This window comes from Chlorobaculum parvum NCIB 8327, assembly GCF_000020505.1.
Taxonomy (GTDB): domain Bacteria; phylum Bacteroidota; class Chlorobiia; order Chlorobiales; family Chlorobiaceae; genus Chlorobaculum; species Chlorobaculum parvum_A.
Genome location: NC_011027.1, coordinates 857,689 through 882,113 on the forward strand (window position 1 = coordinate 857,689; position 24,425 = coordinate 882,113).

Below are 24,425 nucleotides of genomic sequence, written 5' to 3' on the forward strand. Positions count from 1 at the left end.
TTCGCGGCAGCCCCTTTCCCTACCTGTTCCTGCCGCTGAACAGGTCGTTTGCCGTCAGGTCGTCCAGGATTTTGACAACGTTGGCGGAGAGTCCGGGCGGATTGAGTTGGCGCAGTACCGAAGCGAGGGTGGCGATTTTGCCTTCGATGGGTAAAAACTTGTTGACCACGACGATTTTGTTTTCCCTGACCCGGCATTCTCCGCCAACGAAACTGCCTTTTTCGTACCGGATTTTGTGACCGGTCGAGCTGATGGCCTCTTCAAGCAGTTCGAGCTGTTTCTGTTTTTTCATGCCATGCCTCCTCTTTGTCCCTCAAGGTATCGACTGTTGCATCAGGTACTTGAGCACGGGTGCAGCATGTAGTGCCTGGATTATCTCGCCCTCGAAAATCAGGTTGCGCAGGTCATCCAGCGGCACCTCGTGGACGGTAATCTCTTCGGTCGGATCGAGATGTTGGCTTGCTGAAAGCGTGACTCCTTCGGCCAGGAACGAGTAGGAGAGGTTGTTCTGGAGTGCCGGGTTCGGACTCAACGTCATCAAGGGCGACCACGCTCCGCCGCTGTACCCGGTCTCTTCGAGCAGCTCGCGTTGCGCGGCCTCAAGCGGCGACTCGTCGGGCTCGCAAACGCCTGCCGGCAGTTCGTAATCGACCGAGCCAAGCCCATGCCGGTATTGCCGGATGAGAACAGCCTTCCGCTCCTTCGTGATGGCCAGGACGTTGATCCACTCGGGGAACTCCTGAACATAGTAATCGTCGATGGTTCTGCCGTTGGAGAGCTTCACCTTGTCTCGGCGGATGGTCAGCCATGTTTCGCGGTGCAGGTACTCCGACTCAAGGGTCTGCCACGGCTGTGGGTCGTCCGGTAACTGTTTGCTCATGATCGCATCCTCGGGTCGAGGGCGTCTCGGATGCCGTCGCCGATAAGGTTGAACGAAACCACCGTGGTGAGGATTGCGATGCCGGGGAACGTCGAAATCCACCAGTGGTTGAGCAGGCTGTCGCGCCCTTCGTTGATGATGTTGCCCCAGCTCGGGGTTGGTGGCTGCACGCCGAGGCCGAGGAAGGAGAGGCCCGCTTCGGTCAGGATAATGCTGCCGATGCGCAGCGTTGCGGCCACGATAACCGGCGTCAGCGTGTTGGGCATCACGTGGCGGAAGATGATGCGCGCGCTCGACAGACCGAGCGACTTGGCCGCGAGGATGAACTCCTGCTCCTTGAGCGAAAGCACCTGGCCGCGCACGATTCGGGCCACGCCCATCCAGCCAGTAAACGAAAGGGTGATGACGATCAGGTAGATCGAGTTGCCGAAGGTGGCGATGATAATCAGAATCAGAAACAGCGCCGGAAAGGCGATCAGCACATCGACGATGCGCATCAGGATGCTGTCCACCCAGCCGCCGAAGTAGCCCGACGAGACGCCGATCACCGTGCCGAGTGTCACCGAAATGAGTACCACCAGAAAGCCGATGGAGAGCGAAATGCGCGAGCCGTAGAGCACTCGGCTGAAGATGTCACGCCCGTACTGGTCAGTGCCGAGCAGAAAGGTTTTTGTGACGATATAGCCCGGTTTGCTGCTTCCGTCGTGTACCGACCGAAGCTCGTTGAGCGGTATGCTTTTTTCCCTGATGCCCTGACGGTAGAAGAGCTGTTCGCCTTCTACGCGGTAGCCGTCAACGAATTTCAGTCCGTAGTCACGGTTTCTCGACCTGAGCTTCTGGCTGTCGGTGATGAGGGCGTTGCTCAGCGAGGCGACCGCGTCGTCGCCTTGTCTTTGCGGAATGACGACGGTACGATGTTTGTCGAGCACCAGCGCGTCGATGCGGGTCAGAGGAGGCTGGTAGGCGGTGACGAGAAAGTCCTGCTGATCGAAAGGGCTGAAAGGGGCAAGAAATGGCGCAAGGAAGGCCACCGAATAGAGCAGAAAGATGACTACTGACGCGGCGACCGAAATGCCGTTGCGTTTGAAGGAAATCATGCCGAGCTGCCACAGGCTCAGTTCCCCTGACCCGGCGGCATGTTGCCGTTCGAGATGTTTGCGGTACGAGCGCCACGAAAAGTAGATGAGCAGCACCGGCACGAGCAGCAGATAGAGCGCAGCGATCCAGAATTCGAGGATTTCCTGGGTGAAAATTTGCTGGAAGTTGACGGGGGAGAGCACCAGCAGACTCAGGCCGGTTACGAGTGAGCGCAGGCTGATCGTCAGCAGATCGAACCGGAGCACCATCAACACGATGAATGCTGTAAACGCCAGCACGAAAAAGAGGCCCTGGGCGGTTTTGCCGGCTCTCAACAGGCCAAGCCCCGGCACGATGCGGTACCAGACAGGGACGTGCGAATCATTCGGTTGCTGTGCAGCCATTGGAAAATGAGAATAGGGCTAAGTGAAAGCAATGCTGTTTTTTCCGTGCACTTCTCAAAAAACGATACTTGCCGTTCGATTGCAAACGGCGAGACGAAAAAAAAGCTGCCTTTCCGGAGAAAGGCAGCTTGAGCTTATCCTGCGATTGGGCTGGTTTTGAATCAGGCCTCTTCAGTGGTTTCCTCTTCGGCTTCAGCCTCAGCCTCTTTTCTGGGAGCAGCAACCGAAACAATGGCTGCGTCGGCATCACCGATGATCTCGATGGTGCCTGCCGGAACGGTAGCCTGAAGGTCGCTGATGTGCAGTGAGTGACCGGTTTCAAGGGCAGAGACATCGATCGTGAAGTGCTCGGGCATGTTGGCCGGTTTGCCTTTCAGGGTCAGGGTGTGCATGTTGATCTGGAGTTTACCGCCGCCGATTTTCACGCCGACAGCTTCACCTTCGACATGGATCGGAACTTCCATCTCAACAACTTCGTCAGCCGTGAAGCGCTTGAAGTCGGCATGGATGACGCGATCGGTGACGGGGTCGAACTGCAAGTCCTTGATGAAGGCGCGAACCGATTTGCCATCGGGGTACTGCAGGTCGATCAGGTGCGATTCGGCAGAGTGGACGAGCTTGTCCAGAGCGATTTCATCGACACTGATTGCAACGGTCTCTTCTCCTTTATGGTACACAACGGCCGGAACCATACCCTGCTGGCGCAGCTTTGCGGCTCCATTTTTCTTCACTTCGCGAAGATTAACAGACAATGCTCTTGTTTCCATCTTCTTCCTCTATCTCCTTTAACTGTTAACGCTTAAGAATTAATTATGATTGGTGATCTTGTGCGAGATGTTCTTGCTGTCGAACAGGTAGCTGACCGACTCACCGTCGTAGATACGCTTGATGGCTTCGCCGAACAGGTTGCTGATGGTGACGATTTCGAGTTTCGGGCAGTAGTCGTGCTCGCTGACCAGCGAGTCGGTGACAATCACTTTTTCGAAAACCGAGTTGTTGATACGCTCGATGGCCGGGCCGGAGAGAATCGGGTGGGTCGCCGCAGCATAAATCTTCAGGCCGCCGGCTTCCTGGATGGCTTTGGCAGCGTTGACGATGGTGCCCGCCGTGTCGATCATGTCATCGACCAGCAGCACGTTTTTGCCCTTCACGTCGCCGATGATGTTCATCACCTCGGCCACGTTTGCTCTCGGACGACGTTTGTCAACAATGACCAGCTCGGTGCCGAGCTCGGATGCAAACTTGCGAGCCAGTTTGACGCCACCGACGTCTGGTGAGGCCACGACGAGGTTGTCGGCGATGTCCATGTTCTTGACATAATCGATCAGCACCACACTCGAATAGAGATGGTCGAACGGGATGTCGAAAAAGCCCTGAATCTGCGCTGCGTGCAGATCCATGGTAAGAATTCTGTCAGCGCCGGCCTGGGTCAGGAGGTTTGCCACAAGCTTGGCCGTGATGGCTACGCGGGGCTTGTCTTTTCTGTCCTGACGAGCATAGCCGTAATAGGGCATGACTGCCGTAATTCTGGCCGCCGATGAGCGTTTGGCAGCATCGATCATGATAAGCAGTTCCAGCAGGTTGTCTCCCGGAGGATTGGTCGACTGGATGATGAACATATCCGAGCCTCTAATCGACTCGAAGTAGTTGACCGAAATTTCGCCGTCGGAGAAGTTCTCCACTTTTGCGTCACACAGCGGCATCCCGAGGTAATCGGCAATTTTCTCTGCAAGTTCGGGGTTACTGCGTCCTGCGAAAATTTTGATAGGTGTTTCCATCCTTCACTGCTTTTTCTGATGAAACGAATTATATTACGCCAACACCTTCGTTTATCGGGTACGGGCGTACGCTGTCGCATCCGGCGCGATTTAGGATTTTGAATATAGCAAAATGGATTGAATTACTAAGTAAATTTTCTGGCTTTCTCCGGCCATCGCATACAGTATGAACATTGCAGACATCAATGCCTTTCTCGGGCGTTATTTCAGCTCCGTCGAGCTTGTCGGTTCGGATCAGACCGAAATCACCGGTCCGGCTAAAATTGAAGAGGCCGTCTCCGGGCAGGTCAGTTTCGTCTCTAATGAAAAGTATTACCGACACATTGCGCAAAGTGGCGCTTCGCTGCTGATTGTGCACCCCAAAGCTCCTGTCGATGATGCGCCTGAGGGAATGAGTTTCCTGAAGGTCGAAGACCCTTACACCGCGTTTGTGTTCATCCTGCGGCACTTTGCAGGAGCGCGTCGGATTGCGGAGTCTGGCGTGGCCGCATCGGCGTCGATTGCGCCATCGGCGCGTCTCGGTCGGAACGTTTCGGTTGGCGAGCATGCGGTCATCGGGGAGCGCTGCGTGATTGGCGACAATACAGTGATCGGCCCCAACACCGTACTGCTCGACGAGGTGACGATTGGTTCAGAGTGTACGCTGTTTCCACAGGTGACCATGTATGATGGCACGTTGATAGGAGATCGGGTCACGATTCACAGCGGGACGGTCATCGGAGCCGACGGTTTCGGTTTTGCGCCGCAGAAAGATGGCTCCTACGTAAAGATTCCCCAGATGGGTACGGTGCGCATCGAGGATGATGTCGAAATCGGCGCGAACACGACGATTGACCGTGCGACGATGGGGGAGACCGTCATCGAAAAAGGGGTCAAGATCGACAATCTTGTGCAGATTGCGCATAACTGCCGGATCGGTGGCGATACGGTCATCGCTTCGCAGGCTGGCATTTCCGGCAGCGTGAAGATCGGCCGCAACTGCCTTATCGGCGGGCAGGCGGGCTTTGCAGGCCATCTTGAACTTGCCGACAAGATTTCGGTGGCGGCCAAGGCCGGCATCTCCAAATCCTTCATGCAGTCAGGCCAAGCCATTCGCGGCGTGCCGGCCCAGCCCATGCGTGACCAGCTCCGCCAGGAAGCCCAGATTCGCTCACTCGGGGAGATGAAGGCAAAAATCGAAGCGCTTGAAACGAAATTGCAGGAGTTGTGGGAGCGGCTTGACGGTTTAGCTTGATAATCGCGCTTACGTTTCGCCCAATCTGCGGTTGAGATCCCAGTTGTAGGGCAGATAGCGTATGCGTAGTTGCGTCCTCATCGACACAATCCTTTCGCGGAGAGATTCGTCGCAGAATTGCAGGAGATAATCGAGCACCTGGTCTCGATTGTCTCCGAAATCCCGCCCATACCACTGAAATATCCTCGACAGGCGAAGTTCCCTTTTTTTCTCATCCAGTTCAAGACCGTTCCGGTTGATGAAACTGCGCGCGGCGATATCGAGCTGATGGTCGATCTTTTCGGCATCGTAGAATTCAATGGGAGGGCAGGAACTTGATGCGCAGACCAGCGCGAAATGAATTCTCGGATCGAAGGTTTCGACCGCAAGTTGCAACCGGGGATCATTGCTGCTGAACTGCCTGATCGGAAAGGTCGGATGAGAACGATTTTTTCTCAGGATTCCGTGCTCGATGTCATCGGGCGAGTAGAACCGGTCGCCGATGTCGTAACCGATCCGGCCGAAAAAGTTGACGATTTCAAGCACCGAACGCTGGATATCAAGGGTGATGACGCCGTGGATAATGAGAATGTTGTAGATGTTGATCCAGAATGCTTTCCGCTCCATGTCGGTTTGCAGGCTCTCCGGATCGAATCTGTGCAGATGCTGCGCAAGCCGCTGGTACTCCCCGAAACTTCTGGAGCGTTTCATGGCGGGGTAGTCGACCCGTCTATGCCTTGAATCGAAGAATGCTCCCTGAAGTCGTCCGAGCATGACCTTCAGTCTGGCATCCAGTCTTGTCTCGATTTTTTCCGTTGTACTTTCAGCTGGCTGCCGAGATTCGTTGAGGGTGAGCCTGAGAGGCAGCAGCCACTGCATTCTCTGCATCAGCGAAAGCTCGGGATCCCGGGTTTCCGGCGGAAGTTTTCCGCTGAGCAGCGCCGCGATGGCGTTGATATAACCGATGTGGCTGAACGCCTGCGGAAAGTTGCCGAGCATCTCCTTTCGGCGAGGATCGTATTCCTCTGCAAACAGTCCGAGATCGTTGGCTGCGTTCATGGTGACGCCAAGCAGCTCCTCGGCCTCGATGATTTTTCCCGACAGGGCAAGGCATTCGATCATCCAGAAATTACAGAGCAGAAAGCCACCCTCCTCTCCCTGAAGTCCGTCATCGGCAAGGTAGCGCCTGATGAAGCCGTTTTTCATGAGATGTTTCCGGCAGGCTTCGATGGTGCCCTGAATGCGATGGTCCGATACAGGCAGAAAATTGACCAGAGGCAAAATCAGCAGGCTTGCATCGAGAATCTCCGTGTCGAAACGCTGGACGAACGAGTTCAGCTTGTTGCTGAAGCCCCGTGACAGCACCTGGCTTCTGATCTCCTCCCGTTCACGAGTCCAGCGATCGAGTGGCGCATTGAATCCGAATCGCCTGGCGATGGTGATGCCGCGGTCGAGAGCTACCCAGCACATCACCTTGGAATAGACGAAATGGTACGGTCCGTTGCGGACTTCCCAGATGCCGTCATCGGGCTTGCGCCAGTTTTCGATAGCCATTTCACAAATATCCCGGAAAAAAGGCCAGAGCGTTTCATCGATCTTGCCGGCATAATCGGAAAGCCGGAGTGCGGCATCCATGACCTCGCCGTAGATATCCCACTGTTGCTGACTGTGCGCGGCGTTGCCGATTCTGAGCGGCTTTGAGTGCCTGTAACCGTCAAGATGCGTCAGATGCTGTTCGCGAAGGGCCTGTTCTCCGTGGATCGAATACATGATCATCAACTCCCGGCTGCCGTGTTTTCGGTACGTATCGTGCAGCCAGCGGATGAAGCTGTCCGCTTCGTTGATGTGGCCGAGCGTGAACAAGGACTTGAGCGTAAACGAGGCGTCCCGGAGCCAGGTAAAACGGTAGTCCCAGTTTCGTTCTCCACCGATGCTTTCAGGCAAAGAGGTCGTGACGGCGGCAATGATGGACCCGGTCGGCTGGAAGGTGAGCAGCTTGAGCGTTAGCATCGAGCGGTGAACCAGCGGGGTGAATTCACCGAGCCAGGTGCACCGCTCGCCGATGCAGTAGTGCAGCCACTCCTTCCACCAGCTTTTCGTTGATTCAAAAGGACAGGGGAGCTTTTCTTCGAGATTGACCGGGCCGTGCACCAGATCGAAATGCGCCGATTCTCCCTGATCGAGAGAAAACGAGAGTGTCAGCGTGTCGGTTCCGGTGCCGTCAGCATCGAAATCCTGCAAGGAGTGCAGCAGGGTAACGGGCGAGTTAGCATGACTGATGGTAAAACCGGGGCCATCATGCTGGATAACGCTTTTGCTGCGTGCATAATCCGGACGAGGTGCCAGGGTCAGCATGAAATCCATACGCCCATAGTCAACGCGCAGACACCGATGAATCCCCGGCGGCCGTTGGCTCAGGCTGCTGTTTTCAACAGGCATGAAATCATACAGCGTTGCCCTGCCATGTTTTGTCGTGAACGAGGTGGAGAGGATGCAGGTGCCGGTAAGGTATTCCCGGCTCGACGTGAAAGGTTCGGAAGGTTTGAGGCTGAAAAATCCACCGTTGCGCTCATCGAGCAGTGAAGCGAATATGGTAGGGGAGTCGAAGTACGGCAAAGAGTAATAATCGATCGAGCCGTCGGCTGAGACAAGGGCCGCTGTTTGCATGTTGCCGATCAGTCCGTAATCCGAAATATTCCGATACATAGTGTCGGGAGAGGTTCAAAATGGAGTTTCAGGCAATAACCTCAAAACGCCCTATGTGGTTCAGTCGTGGATTTGTGATTGCGCAAAGGCGGGAAGGGGGGAATATTCTTCAGGAAACGCTCATTCGTCAGGCTGGCTGGCTGATATTGAGCATGGCAGTGACCTTCTGAAGGAAGGGCTTGAGTTTCACTGGCTTCATGAGGTTATCGTTGATGCCGCTCTCAGCCGCCATTTTCAAGGACTCACTATCCACATTGCCGCTCAGGCCAAGAATGGGAATGGTGCGGAACGCGGTTGTTCCTGACCTGATCTGTGCTGCGGTTTCAAAGCCGTCCATCACCGGCATCCTCATATCCATGATTAACAGATCGCAGTGTTCTTTTTCCAGAATTTTCAGGGCTTCGAGACCATTGGCTCCCTCCAAAATTCTGACCCCGAGCTTGTTGAGCATCGTTTTGATGAGCTTGCGGTTGAAGTCCTGGTCATCAACGACAAGCACTGTTTTGTCGGACATCGACTCCTTAATCGGTGCTCGAGTTGCTTCAATGGTGCTTTTCAGGGTTTTTAGCACTTCATGCAAGGCCAGCGGCGTAAAAAGGGTGCTCTCTGACTCGAGGTTGTAGTCCAGAGGTGTTGTTCTGGAGGAGGTGACGCAGGTGACAACAGGAAGCTCCTTGGTAGCTATATTTAGCTTTTTGCTCAGTTCGTCGGCATTGAGATACGGAAGTTCGCTGTCGATCAGCACAAGATCGAAGCGTTCTGTCGATAGTTTTTTGAAAGCCTCGCGTCCATCGGTTACCGTATCCGTTCCGAGCATCAACGGTGCGAGAAGGGCTTTGAACGTTTTCCTGAATTCTGGCTTGTCACAGGCAATCAAGAGCTTTTTGCCTGTGAAGAATGGTCTGTATTCCTCGTAAAGTTGTGATTCGTAGTTCCTGATCACTTTGGGGTCGACAGCGGGGAACTCAAGCACGAATTCAGTATATCGATCTTTTTCTGAGTTGCAGGAGATTGTACCGTCAAAAGACGTCATGACCCGTTTACAGAAAGCAAGGCCAAGGCCGGTACCGCCTTTTTTACCGGAAGTGAAAAAGGAGTCGAAAATTCTGGGCAGAACTTCCGGTTGTATGCCAGGGCCGTTGTCTCTGACGTAAACTCTGTTAGTGGTGTCACCTTGTTTTAGACTGATCACGATGCGTCCATCTGGTTTTGCCTGGAGAACCTGTAGTGCATTGACCAGAAGGTTGTAAAGTACTAGCGTGTAATTATCCTCCTCTCCGAGAAAAATAAAATCATGTCCAGGCTCGAACGTGATCATCTTTTTTTCTTGATCGGATGCATAGCCATACTCTTCTATTGCCTTACGGGTAACGGTTGCAGCAGAAAGACAGGTCAAGGTGCTTTTTGCTATATCAGGTTTCCTGAAATTGCCCAAGGTCATGGTGATAACATGGAGCCCTCGGTTGACAGCGCTTTGAGCTTGGACAACTCGTTTATGGATCGTTTCTATATTTTTATTCGGTAATGACTCTGTCTCTTTTTCAGTGGTTTTCACCGGTAGCTCAAGCAGGATTTCATTTAGATTATGGTGTACCTGTGAAAGAGGATTGCGTAACTCATGGGCTATACTGCCCGCAAGGGCTTCAAGGGCAAGATATTTTTCTTCAGATTTTTTTCTCTCGAGTTCTTTTATTGTATTAGCATTACCGAAGCTAAAAATATATCCAGCAATGATTGAAAAGACTATAACAATCAAATAAAGCGGAATATTGAAACTGGGATCGAGCGGAATATTATGCGTGGAAAAATTATAAAAGATTATGGCTCCCAGTACGCCGATCAGGAAATCGAACATGAACATAAACCAGTTCGGTATGAACATCATCAGGACAAATATCATGAATATTTCCCAATACAGCCAAAGCTCGTGAAAATTGTTCATGAGCAAGTTGACCGTGAAGATGAATGGTAGCACAAAAATCAGAAAAGTGTGCCAATAGTAAGGGAAATAGGGGGAGAATGACTTAGGTAGGCGGTGCATGAAGATGACGCTTATGCACATGAGGGTGGCAATCAGCCGAAGCCAAAAATTTTCATAGGGAAGATGAAAGCCATACTTAAAAGTAAAATAAAAGAAAACATTAGCCAACGCACCAATAATGCCTGATACCATAGCATCTGAACGAGAAACAAATATCCCTTCTTTCATGTACTCGTTCAGGTGGGTTAGCTTTTTCTTCAAAATCAATTCCCAATTACGGTTTCCACACACTCATGAGCTGCCCTGAAACAGGCCTCAATCGAAGCTCCCCGACGATAATCCCCAGTGTATCCGAAGCCTGTAAAACTACTGATATACTTATCTATTTTTTCAAGAAGCAGATGATGCCTGGATGAGTATGCGCATAACCCTTTAGAGAAGTATCGGTACACAAAGCCCTCTTTTTTATTGTTCTGGATATTAAAGTAAGGACTTGCTAGCTTTTCAGCAAGTTCAATTGCCTCCTCAGGGGACGTTTTTTCAGTGATTGCGGCTCTTGATGCTTTACCACTAAAAGTATATCTGACCATATCCAGATCATTAAGTCCATAAGCTCCCGCATTACTCAATGGTAAATTACGGCCGAAAACCATCGCCCGACGTTTTTTCTGAAATACGTCATCGCTGTATTTTACAATGGCTACGCTTACAGGATAATAGCTGATTTGACGAAGCAATTCTGCTACTTCCGGTCTCTCATTCTGGAGTAAAGCTGCCAAGCTATGAGCAGGAAGGGCTGAAATGACTTTGTCATAATTCCCCGTGCCAGGAATTCCCTGGTGCAGGTAATCTATGCGAAACGTATCCCTGTCTTTGGTTATAGCGGTGATATGGTGCCCGGTCAGTATTCGGTGCGAATCTGACTCATAATTGTTTGCGAAGGTATTGAGCAGATCATGCATTCCAATGCTCAATTGTTCGAAGCTGTCCAAGGCAAGGCCAAGGTTCGAGCCAAAATTACCGGGATAGCATTCCTCGGGCTCAGCCCCGTTCATTCTTACTGTGATCGGTCTTATTACATTGTCGATACACTGGCGGTTGAGGTATTGGTCAAGAGTGAGATGGTCAAACTGATCGCTCAGCGATTTGAAACAATCACTGCCTAGCACCCCTTGGCTTCGGTCATTCCAGATTGCTTTGATGTGAGGGTAAAGACGAATAATTCCTTGCAAGCCGCACAGTTGAACGAGCTTGAAAATGTTAAGCAATGGATATCCTTCGCGGCTAATGGAGATGAGGCGTCCGTTAAGCAGCTGGGATGTGTTGATTCCAAAATATTCGTATTCTGGATTTCCGTATGTCTTGGCAAATTCACGGAAATGATTGTAGTAATTTCCAATGTTTTTACCGCCGAAATCTACCCAGCGCCCTTGCAGTAAATCGCTACCAACTCTACCGCCTATTTGTTTTTCAGATTCAAAAAGGTCTACCCTTACTTGCCGTTTGGCAAGGTAAAATGCAGCAGCAATGCCTGATATTCCGCTACCAATAACTGCTACACGCATGGTGTTGATAACGTCGATTCATGAAATTTTTTGAGCTTCGAATAAAAATTTGACTTATACCGTTCTGTTATTTTTTTTAGGCGTTGTTCTTTTTGCTGATAACGCTCATTGGTAATGCATGCGAATGCTTTCAGAACGGTATCCGCACAGAGTCGACCCCACTGGAAAACCTGAATATAGATTCCAGCTTCCGTATCCTTACTTGTTTCGTCTACTGTAAAATCGCTGTAAGACCTGCATACTATAGGTGATTCACGCTCAAGAAAAGCGTGAAAATTCGTGTTGTAGTTTAGCAGGGCAAGTTTTCCATCGATCGGTAATCCTTGGTAATGAGCGCTTGCAATTGCAGCTTGTCTCAATGCTTCGAGAATAAGCATTCCTTGGAAGTGTGGTGCATCATGATCGAATTTTAGCTCGGCAGTTTCTGAAAAAATATTGAAGTAACGCAGACCTCCAATTGTGAATGGTTCCGAGACCAAAACGTTGGCATCGTGTTGCTTGTGAACCATGTTTTTCTGTATTGGATTGGGCAACGCATCATTTTGACCAATGGCGATTGGACTGTTGATAAGGCTTCTGAGGTCAAGCGGAAGTTTCCCCATTAGGCGGGCTGCCGTATCAATGCCGAAAAGCTCATCATTGCTGAAACCCAAGCTAGCGATTGTTTCAAGTTTTTCGTAAAGACCGGGATGAATACGGCGATATTCTTGGGAAAGGAAGGGTTGACATGTATTCCCAAGAAGTCGCTGGAAGTTGCATGCTTCTTCAGGTGATTCGGCTCTGAGTACCAGCTGATCTTCAGGAGAAAATGGAAGGCTGTCTCCGTCGATGAGCAGAATATAGGGGGGGGAACCGGAACGCAGTATCGGGTATCATTAGCCCCTTCCTGGTGATGATTCGTTTTCTGTGTCATACAGGCGCTCATAAAAAAAACTGATTTCAGTAATTTATGGCTTTGTTTTATGTGCGAACTCGACTTGTGCTTTTGTCAATCATGGCTGTTCGGAACTGTTTAATAGCTCTCAGCTTGTCCGCTTATATCTTGATTGTACAGGTATTGTCTTGCACAGCAGTGCCCGAGTCTCTCTATGTACAATAAGGACTGATCCGACATTGATCTCAAGTTACTACAATTTTAACTCTTGCAGGAAATGGTTCCTGATTTTTGAAAAATTAAGAACGCTGAACGCTATCGATTGCTGGAGAGAGTGGGTCGGCTTGTTTTTATGTTTTAAATACTTCTTTATATACGACTTTTATCGGTAATTTACTATTGCCCACTGTTGTTCCGTTCAATAAAGTACAACTTTTTTTATCGGTTCATAGCGTGGAAAAAAACGAAGTTTAAGTGTGTTCATAGTGCTTTCTGGTAATTGTTTACTAGTTGATCACTGGGGGTACACTTCATGAGGCAGCTTGATCATGACAGGTTTCTTGGTACCTGTGAAGAGTGGTGGTGAAGGATCGGCTTTTCGTGGTCCAGATTGAGCCCGAAAGTGAATCGTGACGGAAAGGTGAGGAGCAGTTGATCGACTTCGAATTCGAACGCGTACATGCCGCTCAAAACCCAGGCGCTTCCGCCAAGAAACTGCTTTTTGACGGACTTTTCGTACAGACGGACTTGCAGGTTTTCGCGGGTGGAGAGTTGTTCGAAGTAGTTGCGGATGCCTTCGCTGGCGCAAACGGTATGGGGAGAGAAAGTGGGAATCAGAATGGCGTTGTCATGATAGAGCTGTACGATGTTGTCGATTTGACCGGTACAAACCCCGGATACCCATTGTGCAAGTACATCTTCAGCGTTCTGGAACTGCATGGTTGAACTGAGTGAAGTTGAGCGATTGTCATAATGGTACCGCCTCATCTGGGCAGAAGCGGTACCATGCAAAAATAAGCTTTTTTGAGCAAATGCCTTAGAGTCTTAACTGGCCTGTTTCAGCCTGACGTTTCAGTTCGTTGTTGGCATAGATCAGGACTTCGACACGGCGATTCTGACGGCGTCCCATCTCTGTTTCGTTGGTGGCTACCGGTCTGGTTTCGCCATATCCGACTGCCGTTAGTCGATTGCCATAAACGCCGTAGGCTCGCAACAGGGATACGACCGATTCGGCTCGACGTTCCGAGAGAACTTGGTTGGTGGCTTCTGAACCGATGCTGTCGGTGTGTCCTTCAACGACCACGTTGGTATCGGGGTAGCGGTTCAGGACTCTGGCGAGGTTTTCAATATTGTACCGGCTGTTTGGGTTGAGCGTGGACGAATTGGTTGAAAAGAGCAGTCCGGTATCGAAGACCACCCGGATGCCTTCGCCGACCCGTTCGACATCGGCGTTGCCCACTTCCTGGCGAATCTCCTCGGCCTGTTTGTCCATGTAATCACCGATAATCGCGCCGCCTGCGCCGCCTATGGCTGCCCCAATCAGTGCGCCCTGTGCCCAACTGCCGCTTCTGCTGCCGATTATGCCGCCGATGACCGCACCGCTTGTTGCGCCGATTCCGGCTCCGCGCCCAGCGTTTGTCGTGGACTGGCAGCCTGTGGTGACAGTAGCTGTCGAAGCAAGGAGGAGCAAGGCCGCCGGTTTCGAGAATTTCTTGATCGTTTTCATCGTCATCATGGTTTGGGGTTCAATAAAAATATCATGTGCTATTGCGATCAGATCAGCCGCAACAGATACTGAATGGCCAGATGCGGCTCTTGAGCAAATTTATGAAAAGTAATGCTATTCCCCGTATGAAGGGTTCCCTCAATGCCAAAAAGGGGGAAAATTATTTGCCGGAATCCGGGGTTGTCAGTACAGGATTGGCTCATCTGTTCATGTTCTTCTCAAATCCGGTGATGGCATCGTTTTTGGGGACTCCTTGCGAAACACGATAGCGGTGAGCTGAAGTTGTAACCCATTTCAAGACAAATATCTATGTTGCGAAGCAGAGATGAGTGGCAGGAGACCGCCGAGTCGGTTTTGCCGCCGGAAGAGCGGTATGCCGACCGTAACCGCATGATTACCGCTCGCTATGCAGGCTGGTATCTCGAAAATCCCGGAACCCTGAAATGGGCCGGAATGGCGGCCTTTGCCTCCCGGCAGGTCGGCTTGGCCATCATGGCAGCCGATCTCATGACCGCGCCAGAGCGAGACGGTTCCGGTAACCCGTTGCTGGCACTTCACCGTTTCGGTGCGGACTGGTTCATGCGTGCCGATTTCGAACAGATTCGCCAGGGCAACAACAATATTTATCGTGACATCGCCTGGGCGCATGCCGCCTACGTTGGTGGCGGGATGGCCGAGCTGGAAGCGTGCGCTTCCGAGACAGAAGACAGCTTGCTGGTTCAGGGGTTCGGCATGATCGACCAAGGTCGCGCTCTGTTGCGCCGGGATGCCCGCAGTCAGGAGGGCGAGCGATTGATCTGGGAGGGCAATATCTGCCTGCTTCGTCACGAGCAGGTCGATGTGCTTCAGCCGATATTTGACACGCTGAGCGTCGGCGGGCGCATTACGGCTTCGTTCGGCAGCGAGCTCGATTTTTCAGGAGCGCTGTTTCCCGACTCCCGTTACCGTACCTCCTTCAGCTTGTTTCACGGTTATCTCGAGACACTTACGGGCCTGAAAAGCGTGGCCAATCCAGACGACCGGTGGCGTTGGGTCGAACAGAGCGTCATCCCCTCATGGCAGGCTGCAGAGCGACAGATGAGCGCACCGTGCCCGACCAGAAACGAGTTACAGAAAATGGCTGCCTGTAAGCAGTGACCTGCTCATTTACCTCGAAGCGTGCAGCGCCGTGACCGGGTCGAGCCGTGAGGCTTTCCAGGCCGGGAAAAGGCCGAACGAGATGCCGATTGCCGAGCAGACCGTCAGCGACACGATGACCCACAGCCAAGGGAACATGACTGGCAGGTTGAATTTGACCGCCACCAGGTTGCCCGCTCCCGCCCCCAGAGCGATACCTACGAGCCCACCGCCCAGCGAAAGCAACAGCGCTTCGAGCAGGAACTGCTGCAAGATCGAGCGCCGCGGCGCGCCGACCGACATGCGTATGCCGATCTCCCGCGTCCGTTCGGTCACGCTCACCAGCATGATGTTCATGATGCCCACGCCTGCTGTCAGCAGCGCCATGAAGCTGATGATGAAAGCGCCGGTGCCGATAATGTTCTGAATGTCGCGAAATGACTCCACCAGCGACTCATTGGTTCTGATTTCGAAATCATTCGGCATTTTCACCGTCAGACCGCGCGCGAGCCGCATTGCCCCGATGGCCTGATCGATGGTCTGCTGGTAGGTTTTCTGCGAGGTCGCCTCAACGCTGATGGCTATGCTGGACTCCTGATTCACCTCTTCGAGGAAGCGGGTGATCGGGATGAGGACGAAGTTGTCCTGGCTCTGACCGAATGCCGGTCCTTTCGAACTGAACACGCCGACGACGCGCCCCGCCTTGCCGTTGATTTTGATCGTCTTGCCGATCGGGTTCTGCCCCTCCCGGAACAGGTAGGCAGCCAGATCGCTGCCAAGCACGATATTAGCCGAGGCGTTTCTGATGTCGTTTTCATTCAGATTTCGTCCCTGCACAATATCGAAACCGTTGGCCAGCGCAAAGTTCTCATCTCCTCCCGACAGGGTGATGTCAGGATTGGTGACCTCTGTGGCGTATGAGGCCTGGATGCCCTGAAGCGACACGACAAGCCCGATGTTGCTCGCGCTGTCGCCCATGTACTTTTTGAACCGCTGTGCCTGCTGCCAGGTGATATCCTGCCGGTTGGCATAGATGTTACGGCTGTGGCCGCTGCCGAAAACCGTGGCGGGATATTTCTGGATCTGAAAGGTGTTCGCACCGAGGCTCGACAGGCCCGAGGCAATCGAGCGGTCAACCGCGTCGAGCGCCGTCATCACCGCGATGATCGAGAATACGCCAACGGCAACGCCGAGCGTGGTAAGCGCCGAGCGCATCTTGTTGACCGCCAGTGATGTTGCGGCCTGTATCAGGGTTTCCCGGATCGAGAGCATCATGGCTATTCGTATCTGAGTGAATCGGCCGGGTCGAGCTTCGAGGCGGTGATCGCCGGGGCCAGGCCAGAAATGATGCCGGTCGCCACAGAAATCACCAGGCTGGTCACCACGAGCACCGGCGAGAAGCTGACGGGGAAGCTCGGCAGCAGGTTCTGAATCAGGATGGTGATCGACAGGGCAGTGGCAAGCCCGATGAAGCCGCCGATCAGGCAGATCATGACCGACTCGATCAGAAACTGCAACAGAATCGTGCGGCGGCGCGCGCCGAGCGCTTTGCGCAGGCCGATCTCTCGCGTGCGCTCCTTGACGCTCACGAAGGTGATGTTCATAATGCCGATTGCGCCTACAAAAAGCGACATGCCGGTGATGAAGATGCCCGCCGCCGCGATACCGTTCTTGATCGGGTCGAGCTGGCTTTTGAAGGCCTGCTGTTCGTTGATGCCGAAATCGTTGGCTCTGGCGGGTGGTAGCCTCCGGATGCGTCGCATCAGGCCGGTCAGCTCATCCTTCGCTTCGGGAATCCGTTTTTCATCCTTGACCTTGACCCTGATGGTGACCATCGAGGTCTTGCCGTACACCTTCGTGAACGCGCGCAACGGCATGATGAGCTGGTTGTCGAAGCTGAACAGGCCGAGGAACTTGCCCTGTTTCTTGAACACTCCCACCACGCGCACGTTGTGGTTGCGCAACCGGATCGATTTACCGACCACCCGTCCATCCGGAAAAAGTCCCGTGGCGATGTCGTCGCCGATGACGCAGACCGGATCACCGGCCGCCGACTCCTGCGCGGTGAAAAAACGTCCTGCTGACAAGTCTCCCGAAGCTGTCAGCGGGTAGTCCTGATTGGTACCGAGCGCGAAGATCTGCAGAATCTCGCGGTCGCGGTAGCGCGCCGAGGCCTGGATGGTGGACATCTGCGGTACGGCCACCACCAGCTCCGAATTCGGATCGTCGGCAATGATGCGGTTGATTTCGTCGGCGTAGCGGGTTTCGATGTCCGGCCGGTTGCGATAGCGCCACCACGATCCCATCGTGCTCCAGGAGCCTTTCTGCACATAGACTACGTCGTAACCGAGCATGGCCAGGCTGCGGTCGAAGCCGATGTCGATGCCATTGATCGCCGTGCCCATCATGGTGATCGCCACGATGCCGATAATCACGCCGAGCGCCGTCAGGAAAGAGCGGATTTTGTTCGCCTTGATCTGATAGACAGCGATGTTCAGGCTCTCGATCGTCTCGTATCGAAGCTGCCGGACGCGGTCATTCATGGCGCGGAGTCGCTTTCGATTTTGCCGTCGCGCAGGCGGATGATGCGGCGGGTGTAGCGGGCAATGTCCTCTTCGTGAGTGATGAGAATGATGGTGTTGCCCGCATCGGAGAGTTTGCTGAAAATCTCCATGATGTCGTGGCTGGTGGCCGTGTCGAGGTTGCCGGTCGGCTCGTCGGCAAGGATGATCGACGGGTTGTTGATCAGCGCCCGCGCGATGGCCACGCGCTGGATCTGGCCGCCTGAAAGTTCGCCGGGCTTGTGGTTGATCCGGTCAGCGAGGCCGACCTGTTCGAGCGCCTGCCGCGCCCGTTCACGGCGCTCTTCGGGCGATACGCCGGCGTAGATGAGCGGCAGCTCGACGTTGCGCAGGCAGTCGAGCCGCGAGAGCAGGTTGAAGGTCTGGAACACGAAGCCGATTTCCCGGTTGCGGATGCGGGCCAGCTCGTCGTCATCCATGTCGGCCACGTTCTGGCCGTTCAGCTCGTAGTGTCCGGAGGTGGGGGTGTCGAGGCAGCCGAGGATGTTCATCAAGGTCGATTTGCCGCTGCCCGACGGGCCCATGATGGCCGCATAGTCGTTTTTGCGGAAGTCCAGATTGATGCCGTCCAGCGCCTTGACCGTCTGGTCGCCCATGGTGTAATAGCGGCAGAGGTCGCTGATCCGGATGATGTGCGGCTGCTCGCTCATCGCTTCTCCTGAAGCTTCACGGTGCTGCCGTCCTGCAATTCACGGCTGATGGCGCCGTAACTGCCCGACACGACCTCTTCGCCCTCTTTCAGTCCGTCGAGGATAATAATATGGGTGTTGTCGGTCGTACCGGTTTTGACCTTTCTGAAACGAACACGTTTGCCTTCAAGCACGAATACGCCTTCCGTTTCATCGTTGACGCGTTGATTCTTGTTGACCTGTACCACGTTGTCGTTGCCTGACGAATCGGTTGGTGTCGCCGCTTTTTTGCCGCTCGCCGTCCGCATGGTGACGCTTTGGATTGGCACCACCAGTGCGTTCGGCACTCGCTGGGTTTCGATATCCGCCGTGCCGCTCATGCCGGGCTTGAGCAGGCGCTGGTGGTTGAGGATTTTGATTTTGACCTCGAAGTTGGTTACCTCCTCCTGCGTGTTTGCGGCCTGCGTTTTGGCTGAATTGGCGATTTCGCTCACCTCACCTTTGAAGGTGCGTTCGCCGAAGGCATCGACCGTTATGGTGACCGGGTTGCCGACCTGCACGTTCACGATGTCGTTTTCGTTCACCTCGACCTTGAGCAGCATGTTGTCCAGATCGGCGATCTTGAGCACCTCGGTGCCGGGGAACTGGCCGGTGCCGACCACGCGCTCGCCGGACTTGCTGCTCAGCGAAATAATGGTGCCGTTGATGGGCGAACGCACCACGGTTTTCGTCAAGCGCTCTTCGTTCTGGTCGAGCAGGCTCTGGTTCTGGTCGATGGAATATCGGGCCGCTTTCCAGGCTGCCTGGCTCGTCTCGGCGTTGGTCTTCGCCGACAGCCAGTCGGTCTGCGAAATGAGTTTGTCTTTGTACAGAATGTCGGCTTTGCGGAAATCGTCCTCCGCCTTGAGCATCCGTGCCTGCGCTTCAAGGCTTTGTGCCTTGGCGAGATTGAGCTGCGCCCGGCTCTGCTTGACCTGATTGACGTAGATGTCCGGCTGGATGCGGAAGAGCAGGTCGCCCGTTTTGACCTCCTGACCCTCGACAATCGGCAGCTCGATGATCTCACCCGACACGTCAGGCGACATGGCGACCTCCACCTCGGGCTCGATTTTGCCGGTTGCCGTCACCAGGTGCACTACTTCCTTGCGGAACGCCTTTTCAGTCGTGACCTCGATCGGTTTTTCCCGCGTGTTCAGCCAGAAGATGAGCCCGCCACCGGCGACGAGCAGCGTGACGGCGATGATGATGATAGTCCGGAACTTGCCGGAGCGCTGTTTCTTTGTCATAAATCGTTGTCTGTTCTATTCAATGCTTGTGGCCCCGGCTGTGAAGTCGAGCAGCGCTTTTTGCAGCGCGAGGTTGTAGAGCGCCTGTGTCACCGAAGATCGGGCGTTGAAAAGCGCCGCTCGCGACGCGCTGAGTTCGACGAAGCCGGACGCGCCAAGTTCGTATTTGCGCTGAATGCCTGCGAAGGCTGATTCGGCGGCTTTCAGGCTCGTACGGGCCGAGGCGATCTGGTCGAACGCCGCCCGGTACTCTTCGGCAACCTGCTGCAGGTCGATCTGGATGTCATCCTTCAAATCCTCGTAATCGAGCTGCTTGTTCAGCTGCGCGATTTTGGCCGACTGGACCGCGTAGCGCGACTGGAAGCCGTCGAAGATCGTCCACGAGAGGTTGAGAGAGAGCGCATAGTCGGTGCCGTTCTCAAGCTGCTTGCCGAGAGACGGATAGGGATAATCGTAGTTCATGCCCTGAAGCATCATCGAGTAAGAATCGATTGCATCAGTGCTTACAGAAAAGGCCAGGTCGAGTTTTGGCAGGCGGGTTCCGGCGGTGTTCCTGACATCCCAGCGGGCGGCGTTGCTCTGGAGTGCCTCCGCTTCGAGGTCGGCGCGGCGGGCAAGGGCGGTGGCTTTCAGGGCGTTCAGGTCGATCTCAGGAGAGAGCGCGGCAAGCGTTGCGGTGTCGACCGGTTCGAGCGTGATTTCCGTTTCCGGATCGATGCGCAGCCGCCGGAGCAGTTCGAGCTTGCTTCGGCGCAGGCGGTTTTCGGCCCGAATGACTTCGAGCTTGCCGTTGCTGGTGTCGGCCTGCTGCTGGTAGAGGTCGGTTATCGATTTCAGGCCGATGTTGAACTGCCGCTCGGTGAGGGTCAACAGGTCGCTGGCCGATTTGAGGTTCTCCTGGGCGATGCCGAGCAGCTCCCGATCGAGCAGCACCTGGTAGTAGCTCTGTGTTACGTCGTAAGCGACTGCCTCCTTTGCCCGCTGGAGGCTGAATCCTGATGCCTTTTTCCGGTCGAGCGCCGATTGCAGGGCCGCGTAATCGCTCAGACCGTTGAACAGGTTGAGCGATGCGGTCAGGCTGACATCGACCGTCGAGGACTCGGTGCGGGTTTTGTAGGCGTCGGTGGAGGTGCCGCCATACAGGGGCGAGGAAACGCTGTAGGAGCGGTTGACCGCCGTTGGTACCCAGCTGGCCGAAGAGGTGACTTTGGGCAGGAAGCTGCCATAGCTTTTCAGCAGCTCGACGCCCTGAAGGTGCCGGGCGTTTTCGGCTTTTTTGTATCGACGAGGCATTTTCAAGCGCTATCGAGACGCATTCGGAGAGCGACAGGTTTTTCTGAGGCCGCTCGGTGGCACGGATGGCTGCGGCGGGCAGCAGAAGGAAGATGAGAAAAATGAGAACGCTTTTGTTAACCATCGGTGGCGTGAAGGTTTAGCCCTTGTGTCGATACATCGTTGTTGCTGAATTACGTTACGAATATACGCAACGAACCGGCAATACTGATAGTTCACCGGGGCGAAGAAGCGCGGAATCTGGGGTAATTCTAATTCCGGATCATTCATGCATCAATAAAAATGCAATTTCCTCGTTATTCCCGCGAAAGCGGGAATCTATGTACTTATTCCGGATTCTGGATCCCCGCCTTCGCGGGAATGACGGCTGACCTGTCGGGAAGCCCTTTTGATGCGAGCTTCTCAGGTAATTCCGCCAGGGCAACCGCAAGGGTTGCCCCTACGTGTGCCTGTTTCGTCGGTCAGGCTCTCACGCTCAGAGCTTTTCCAGAACCTTGTCGATCTGTCCCTGATAATACTCTGCGTTGGCAGGGTTGAGCTGGATGAGCGATGTATAGACCTTAATGGCTTTTTTGTACGCACCCTGCTGGATGAAGAGGTTTGCCAGCGATTCGGTCGGTACAGGAATCGACGCGTCGTCGGGAAAGGGTTGCTTCTGCTCGATGATGGGAGTGGGGTCGTAGGATTCGGTGGCGCCGGGCGCGGAGAAGGCTGACAGTGCGGCGGAGAGCTGTTCGAGCTCTTCGGTGATGGCGTCGATGACCGGCGCGGGCTCCGGTTCCGGGTGCTGTGCTTCCAACGTCTTGACCTCGATCAGCTCCTGCCAGGCGACCTGGTTCGACGGTGCGATGCGGCAGCAATGAGTCAGATGCCGGGCTGCGTCACTATAGCGTTTCAGCCCCCGGGACGCACGCGCAAAAAGCAGATGGAGTACGTACGATTCAGGAAACCACCCATCCATCTCGGTCAGCTTGTCGAGAGCCGACTGGAACGCGCCGCGACTGATATCCAGAGAAACGTCGGCAAAGATGAGATGCGGGTCGCTGCTGATCATACCGCGTTTTGGATCCAGTGGGTTGGCTGGAGGTGAAGGGGACTTTTTTCCTGAGCTCAAATTTTAGGGTTTATCGCACGCTTTTCCAAAGCCAAAAGCAGCAATCTGGAGATCAGTTCGTCGAACTCGACGCCCGAGGCGGACATCAGCATCGGGTACATGCTGATATCGGTGAATCCCGGGATGGTGTTGATTTCGTTCAGGATGATGCGATTCGTGCCATGCTCGACGAAGAAATCGACCCGTGCCATCCCACTGCACCCGAGTGCCTTGAACACGGTCAACGCAGCGTTGCGAACCGCCGCTGATACCTCGCCCGGAAGGTCGGCTGGAATGACAAGCTTCGCGTCGCTTTTGACATACTTGTCCTCGAAGTCATAAAAATCGCTGCCGGGAATGATTTCGCCAGGCACGGAGGCGATCGGATCGTCGTTGCCGAGCACGGCGACCTCCACTTCACGGCCCGTGATGGTCTCTTCTACCAGCACCTTGGCGTCCAGTGCGCATGCCTTGTCGAGCGCCGGGCGGAGTTCGGCAGCGTTATGCACCTTCGAGATGCCGACCGACGAGCCGAGGTTTGCGGGTTTGACGAAAACCGGGAAAGCAAAGCGTTCCGTTACAGCGTTGCAGATTGCTTGGGGATCAGCGGCGTAGTCGGCGCTCGTTACTGACATGAAGCCCGCGACTTCGACGCCTGCGTCTGCCGCACACAGTTTGGTCAGCGCCTTGTCCATCGACAGCGCCGAAGAGGTCAGGCCGCAACCGGCATAGGGAATGTCGAAGGTGTCGAGGCAGCCCTGGATTTTTCCGTCCTCTCCGTACGAGCCATGCAGCGTCAGGAACGCCACGTCGATGGAGTCGAAAAATGCCGTCAGGTCGAAGCGTTTGCCTTCATCGAATGAAGTGATTTCGTCGAGCCGCTCGAAGACCTCATCCTGCCCCCCGTTCCTGAGCAGCACTGCGACGTCGAGCGCAAGGATTCGCTTGGCGCACGCGCCGCCATGCCAGTGGCCGCCACGGTCGATATACAGCGGCGTGATGTCGTAGCGGCTATGGTCGATATGGCTGGCCACAGCCCTTGCCGAGATGATCGAAATGATGTGTTCTACCGATTTTCCTCCGAAGAAGAGCGCGACAGTTTGCTTGGGCATGGCAGTGTTGGGTGAGTTTGAACGGGTCAGAGTTCGAGGCGTTGGTGTTCGACGCTGATGCAACGGTTCTGGACGACATCGAGTCCGGCATTGCGCGCCTTTTCGGCGGCGGCTTCGTTGGTGATGCCGAGCTGCATCCAGACCACTTTCGCGCCGATGGCGATGGCTTCGTCGACGATGGGCGGCACATCCTGCGGTTTGCGGAAAATGACGACAATTTCGATCAGCCGGCTTTTTTCAGCCGGGATGGCCAAAAGGGAAGGCCAGCATTCGAGCCCGAGCACTGTGCTGATTGACGGATTGACCGGATAAATCGTATAACCCTCGTGCATCAGATGCCGCGCAATCGCATGGCTTGGCCGGTCGTGCTTGTCTGAAAGCCCGACGATGGCGATGTGCCGGTAGTTGGTGAGTATCGATTTGATGTCCATTACTAAGATGAAAGAGTTTCAATCAGTCCGCTGGAAAGCCGCTGTTCCTGATGAAAATACCGGTCTGGTAGCAGACTCACAACCGGTTGTGGGAAAAAACAAAAGCCGAGGCTTGTAGCTGCCTCGGCAGGGCAACATTTTCTTCTAGATGTCCAGGTCATTAGATTTGAATCTTAATGACCACAATCAACGCGACCAGGGTTGCAAGAAGCAAAATGATGTTCGTCATATTTATATTATCTGCCTAGTGGTTATTGGGAATCGAGCAGCGAAAAGAGCCTCACCTCTTTTCGCTGCTTTTATTTTGGGTAAAAGGAAGCGATGCATAAAGTCGGTTTGTCGAATGAAAGGATGTGATACAATGGCTTATTTTTGGTTAAGTTATTGATAAATAATGGTTTGTTGTTGAAGTGTTTTTCTTGGGGGAGTTGTGCGGTAGGATGTCGGCCAGAATGCTGACTAAATTCTGCAAAAGTTGATTGATGATGCCGATTTCATCACTTCTGCTATCATAAATCCCTTTTTCTCTCATCCATCCAGTTGATTCTCATGCAGCCGGTCGCTTCTGTTGGTAATCCGCCCTTTTCTTCTTCTGTCTTTTCATACGGTACAACCACTTACGACTAAACAAATCCCGGTAGGCGTCACGGATTTGTAACCATGATTTTCTTTCCTGTAA

General features: G+C 53.8%; 21 protein-coding genes. 2 read left to right on the top strand and 19 right to left on the bottom strand.

Annotation, left to right across the window (positions count from 1 at the left end; genetic code table 11):
• Positions 1-19 precede the first annotated feature (19 nt).
• The 5 genes from CPAR_RS04075 to CPAR_RS04095 form a co-directional block, all read right to left on the bottom strand.
• On the bottom strand, positions 20-292 hold the full coding sequence (locus CPAR_RS04075) for a hypothetical protein (protein WP_012502041.1): 273 nt from the start codon (positions 290-292) through the stop codon (positions 20-22).
• A gap of 21 nt (positions 293-313) precedes the next feature.
• The gene (locus tag CPAR_RS04080) at positions 314-880 is read right to left on the bottom strand and encodes an NUDIX hydrolase (protein ID WP_012502042.1); all 567 of its coding nucleotides are present in this window, start codon (positions 878-880) and stop codon (positions 314-316) included.
• Entirely contained in the window at positions 877-2,361 is a 1,485-nt protein-coding gene (locus CPAR_RS04085; RefSeq protein WP_012502043.1) for an ABC transporter permease, read from the bottom strand. Before CPAR_RS04085 ends, CPAR_RS04080 begins: the two co-directional genes overlap by 4 nt.
• Before the next feature lie 161 nt (positions 2,362-2,522).
• On the bottom strand, positions 2,523-3,128 hold the full coding sequence (locus CPAR_RS04090) for a 50S ribosomal protein L25/general stress protein Ctc (RefSeq protein ID WP_012502044.1): 606 nt from the start codon (positions 3,126-3,128) through the stop codon (positions 2,523-2,525).
• A 39-nt stretch (positions 3,129-3,167) separates the two neighbouring features.
• Positions 3,168-4,139, bottom strand: coding sequence for a ribose-phosphate pyrophosphokinase (locus tag CPAR_RS04095; RefSeq protein ID WP_012502045.1), 972 nt, complete (start codon positions 4,137-4,139; stop codon positions 3,168-3,170).
• Between the two features lie 166 nt (positions 4,140-4,305).
• Here CPAR_RS04095 and lpxD point away from each other — a divergent pair, with 166 nt between their 5' ends.
• Positions 4,306-5,373 (top strand): UDP-3-O-(3-hydroxymyristoyl)glucosamine N-acyltransferase, encoded by a 1,068-nt coding sequence (lpxD, locus tag CPAR_RS04100; protein WP_012502046.1) that lies wholly within the window; start codon positions 4,306-4,308, stop codon positions 5,371-5,373.
• A 9-nt stretch (positions 5,374-5,382) separates the two neighbouring features.
• Here lpxD and CPAR_RS04105 read toward each other — a convergent pair whose 3' ends face one another.
• The 6 genes from CPAR_RS04105 to CPAR_RS04130 form a co-directional block, all read right to left on the bottom strand.
• Positions 5,383-8,058 (bottom strand): glycoside hydrolase family 15 protein, encoded by a 2,676-nt coding sequence (locus tag CPAR_RS04105; protein ID WP_012502047.1) that lies wholly within the window; start codon positions 8,056-8,058, stop codon positions 5,383-5,385.
• Positions 8,059-8,185: 127 nt separating this feature from the next.
• Positions 8,186-10,267: an ATP-binding response regulator gene (locus CPAR_RS04110; protein WP_232203940.1), complete on the bottom strand. Its 2,082-nt coding sequence runs from the start codon at positions 10,265-10,267 to the stop codon at positions 8,186-8,188.
• Positions 10,268-10,302: 35 nt separating this feature from the next.
• Positions 10,303-11,604, bottom strand: coding sequence for a protoporphyrinogen/coproporphyrinogen oxidase (locus tag CPAR_RS04115; protein WP_012502049.1), 1,302 nt, complete (start codon positions 11,602-11,604; stop codon positions 10,303-10,305).
• Positions 11,595-12,257 (bottom strand): AfsA-related hotdog domain-containing protein, encoded by a 663-nt coding sequence (locus tag CPAR_RS04120; protein ID WP_012502050.1) that lies wholly within the window; start codon positions 12,255-12,257, stop codon positions 11,595-11,597. Before CPAR_RS04120 ends, CPAR_RS04115 begins: the two co-directional genes overlap by 10 nt.
• Positions 12,258-13,024: 767 nt before the next feature.
• Entirely contained in the window at positions 13,025-13,417 is a 393-nt protein-coding gene (locus CPAR_RS04125) for a nuclear transport factor 2 family protein (RefSeq protein WP_012502051.1), read from the bottom strand.
• Positions 13,418-13,514: 97 nt separating this feature from the next.
• Positions 13,515-14,204, bottom strand: coding sequence for an OmpA family protein (locus tag CPAR_RS04130; RefSeq protein WP_041466265.1), 690 nt, complete (start codon positions 14,202-14,204; stop codon positions 13,515-13,517).
• A gap of 309 nt (positions 14,205-14,513) precedes the next feature.
• On the opposite strand from CPAR_RS04130, the gene CPAR_RS04135 reads away from it, so the two are divergent.
• Positions 14,514-15,341 (top strand): DUF2515 family protein, encoded by an 828-nt coding sequence (locus tag CPAR_RS04135; RefSeq protein WP_012502053.1) that lies wholly within the window; start codon positions 14,514-14,516, stop codon positions 15,339-15,341.
• 9 nt (positions 15,342-15,350) lie between these two features.
• Here CPAR_RS04135 and CPAR_RS04140 read toward each other — a convergent pair whose 3' ends face one another.
• From CPAR_RS04140 to CPAR_RS04175, 8 genes are all read right to left on the bottom strand, one after another.
• The gene (locus CPAR_RS04140; RefSeq protein ID WP_012502054.1) at positions 15,351-16,595 is read right to left on the bottom strand and encodes an ABC transporter permease; all 1,245 of its coding nucleotides are present in this window, start codon (positions 16,593-16,595) and stop codon (positions 15,351-15,353) included.
• Between the two features lie 2 nt (positions 16,596-16,597).
• On the bottom strand, positions 16,598-17,863 hold the full coding sequence (locus CPAR_RS04145; RefSeq protein WP_012502055.1) for an ABC transporter permease: 1,266 nt from the start codon (positions 17,861-17,863) through the stop codon (positions 16,598-16,600).
• Entirely contained in the window at positions 17,860-18,552 is a 693-nt protein-coding gene (locus tag CPAR_RS04150; protein ID WP_012502056.1) for an ABC transporter ATP-binding protein, read from the bottom strand. The genes CPAR_RS04145 and CPAR_RS04150 overlap by 4 nt, the downstream gene beginning before the upstream one ends.
• Positions 18,549-19,817 carry an efflux RND transporter periplasmic adaptor subunit gene (locus CPAR_RS04155; RefSeq protein ID WP_012502057.1) on the bottom strand — a complete coding sequence of 423 codons (1,269 nt, stop codon included), beginning with the start codon at positions 19,815-19,817 and terminating at the stop codon, positions 18,549-18,551. The genes CPAR_RS04150 and CPAR_RS04155 overlap by 4 nt, the downstream gene beginning before the upstream one ends.
• Positions 19,818-19,832: 15 nt before the next feature.
• The gene (locus CPAR_RS04160) at positions 19,833-21,110 is read right to left on the bottom strand and encodes a TolC family protein (RefSeq protein WP_012502058.1); all 1,278 of its coding nucleotides are present in this window, start codon (positions 21,108-21,110) and stop codon (positions 19,833-19,835) included.
• A gap of 475 nt (positions 21,111-21,585) precedes the next feature.
• On the bottom strand, positions 21,586-22,164 hold the full coding sequence (locus CPAR_RS04165) for a tetratricopeptide repeat protein (protein ID WP_012502059.1): 579 nt from the start codon (positions 22,162-22,164) through the stop codon (positions 21,586-21,588).
• 56 nt (positions 22,165-22,220) lie between these two features.
• Positions 22,221-23,315 carry a D-alanine--D-alanine ligase family protein gene (locus CPAR_RS04170; protein ID WP_012502060.1) on the bottom strand — a complete coding sequence of 365 codons (1,095 nt, stop codon included), beginning with the start codon at positions 23,313-23,315 and terminating at the stop codon, positions 22,221-22,223.
• 26 nt (positions 23,316-23,341) lie between these two features.
• Complete coding sequence (locus CPAR_RS04175) at positions 23,342-23,746, bottom strand: CoA-binding protein (RefSeq protein ID WP_012502061.1); 405 nt, start codon at positions 23,744-23,746, stop codon at positions 23,342-23,344.
• Positions 23,747-24,425: the final 679 nt, after the last annotated feature.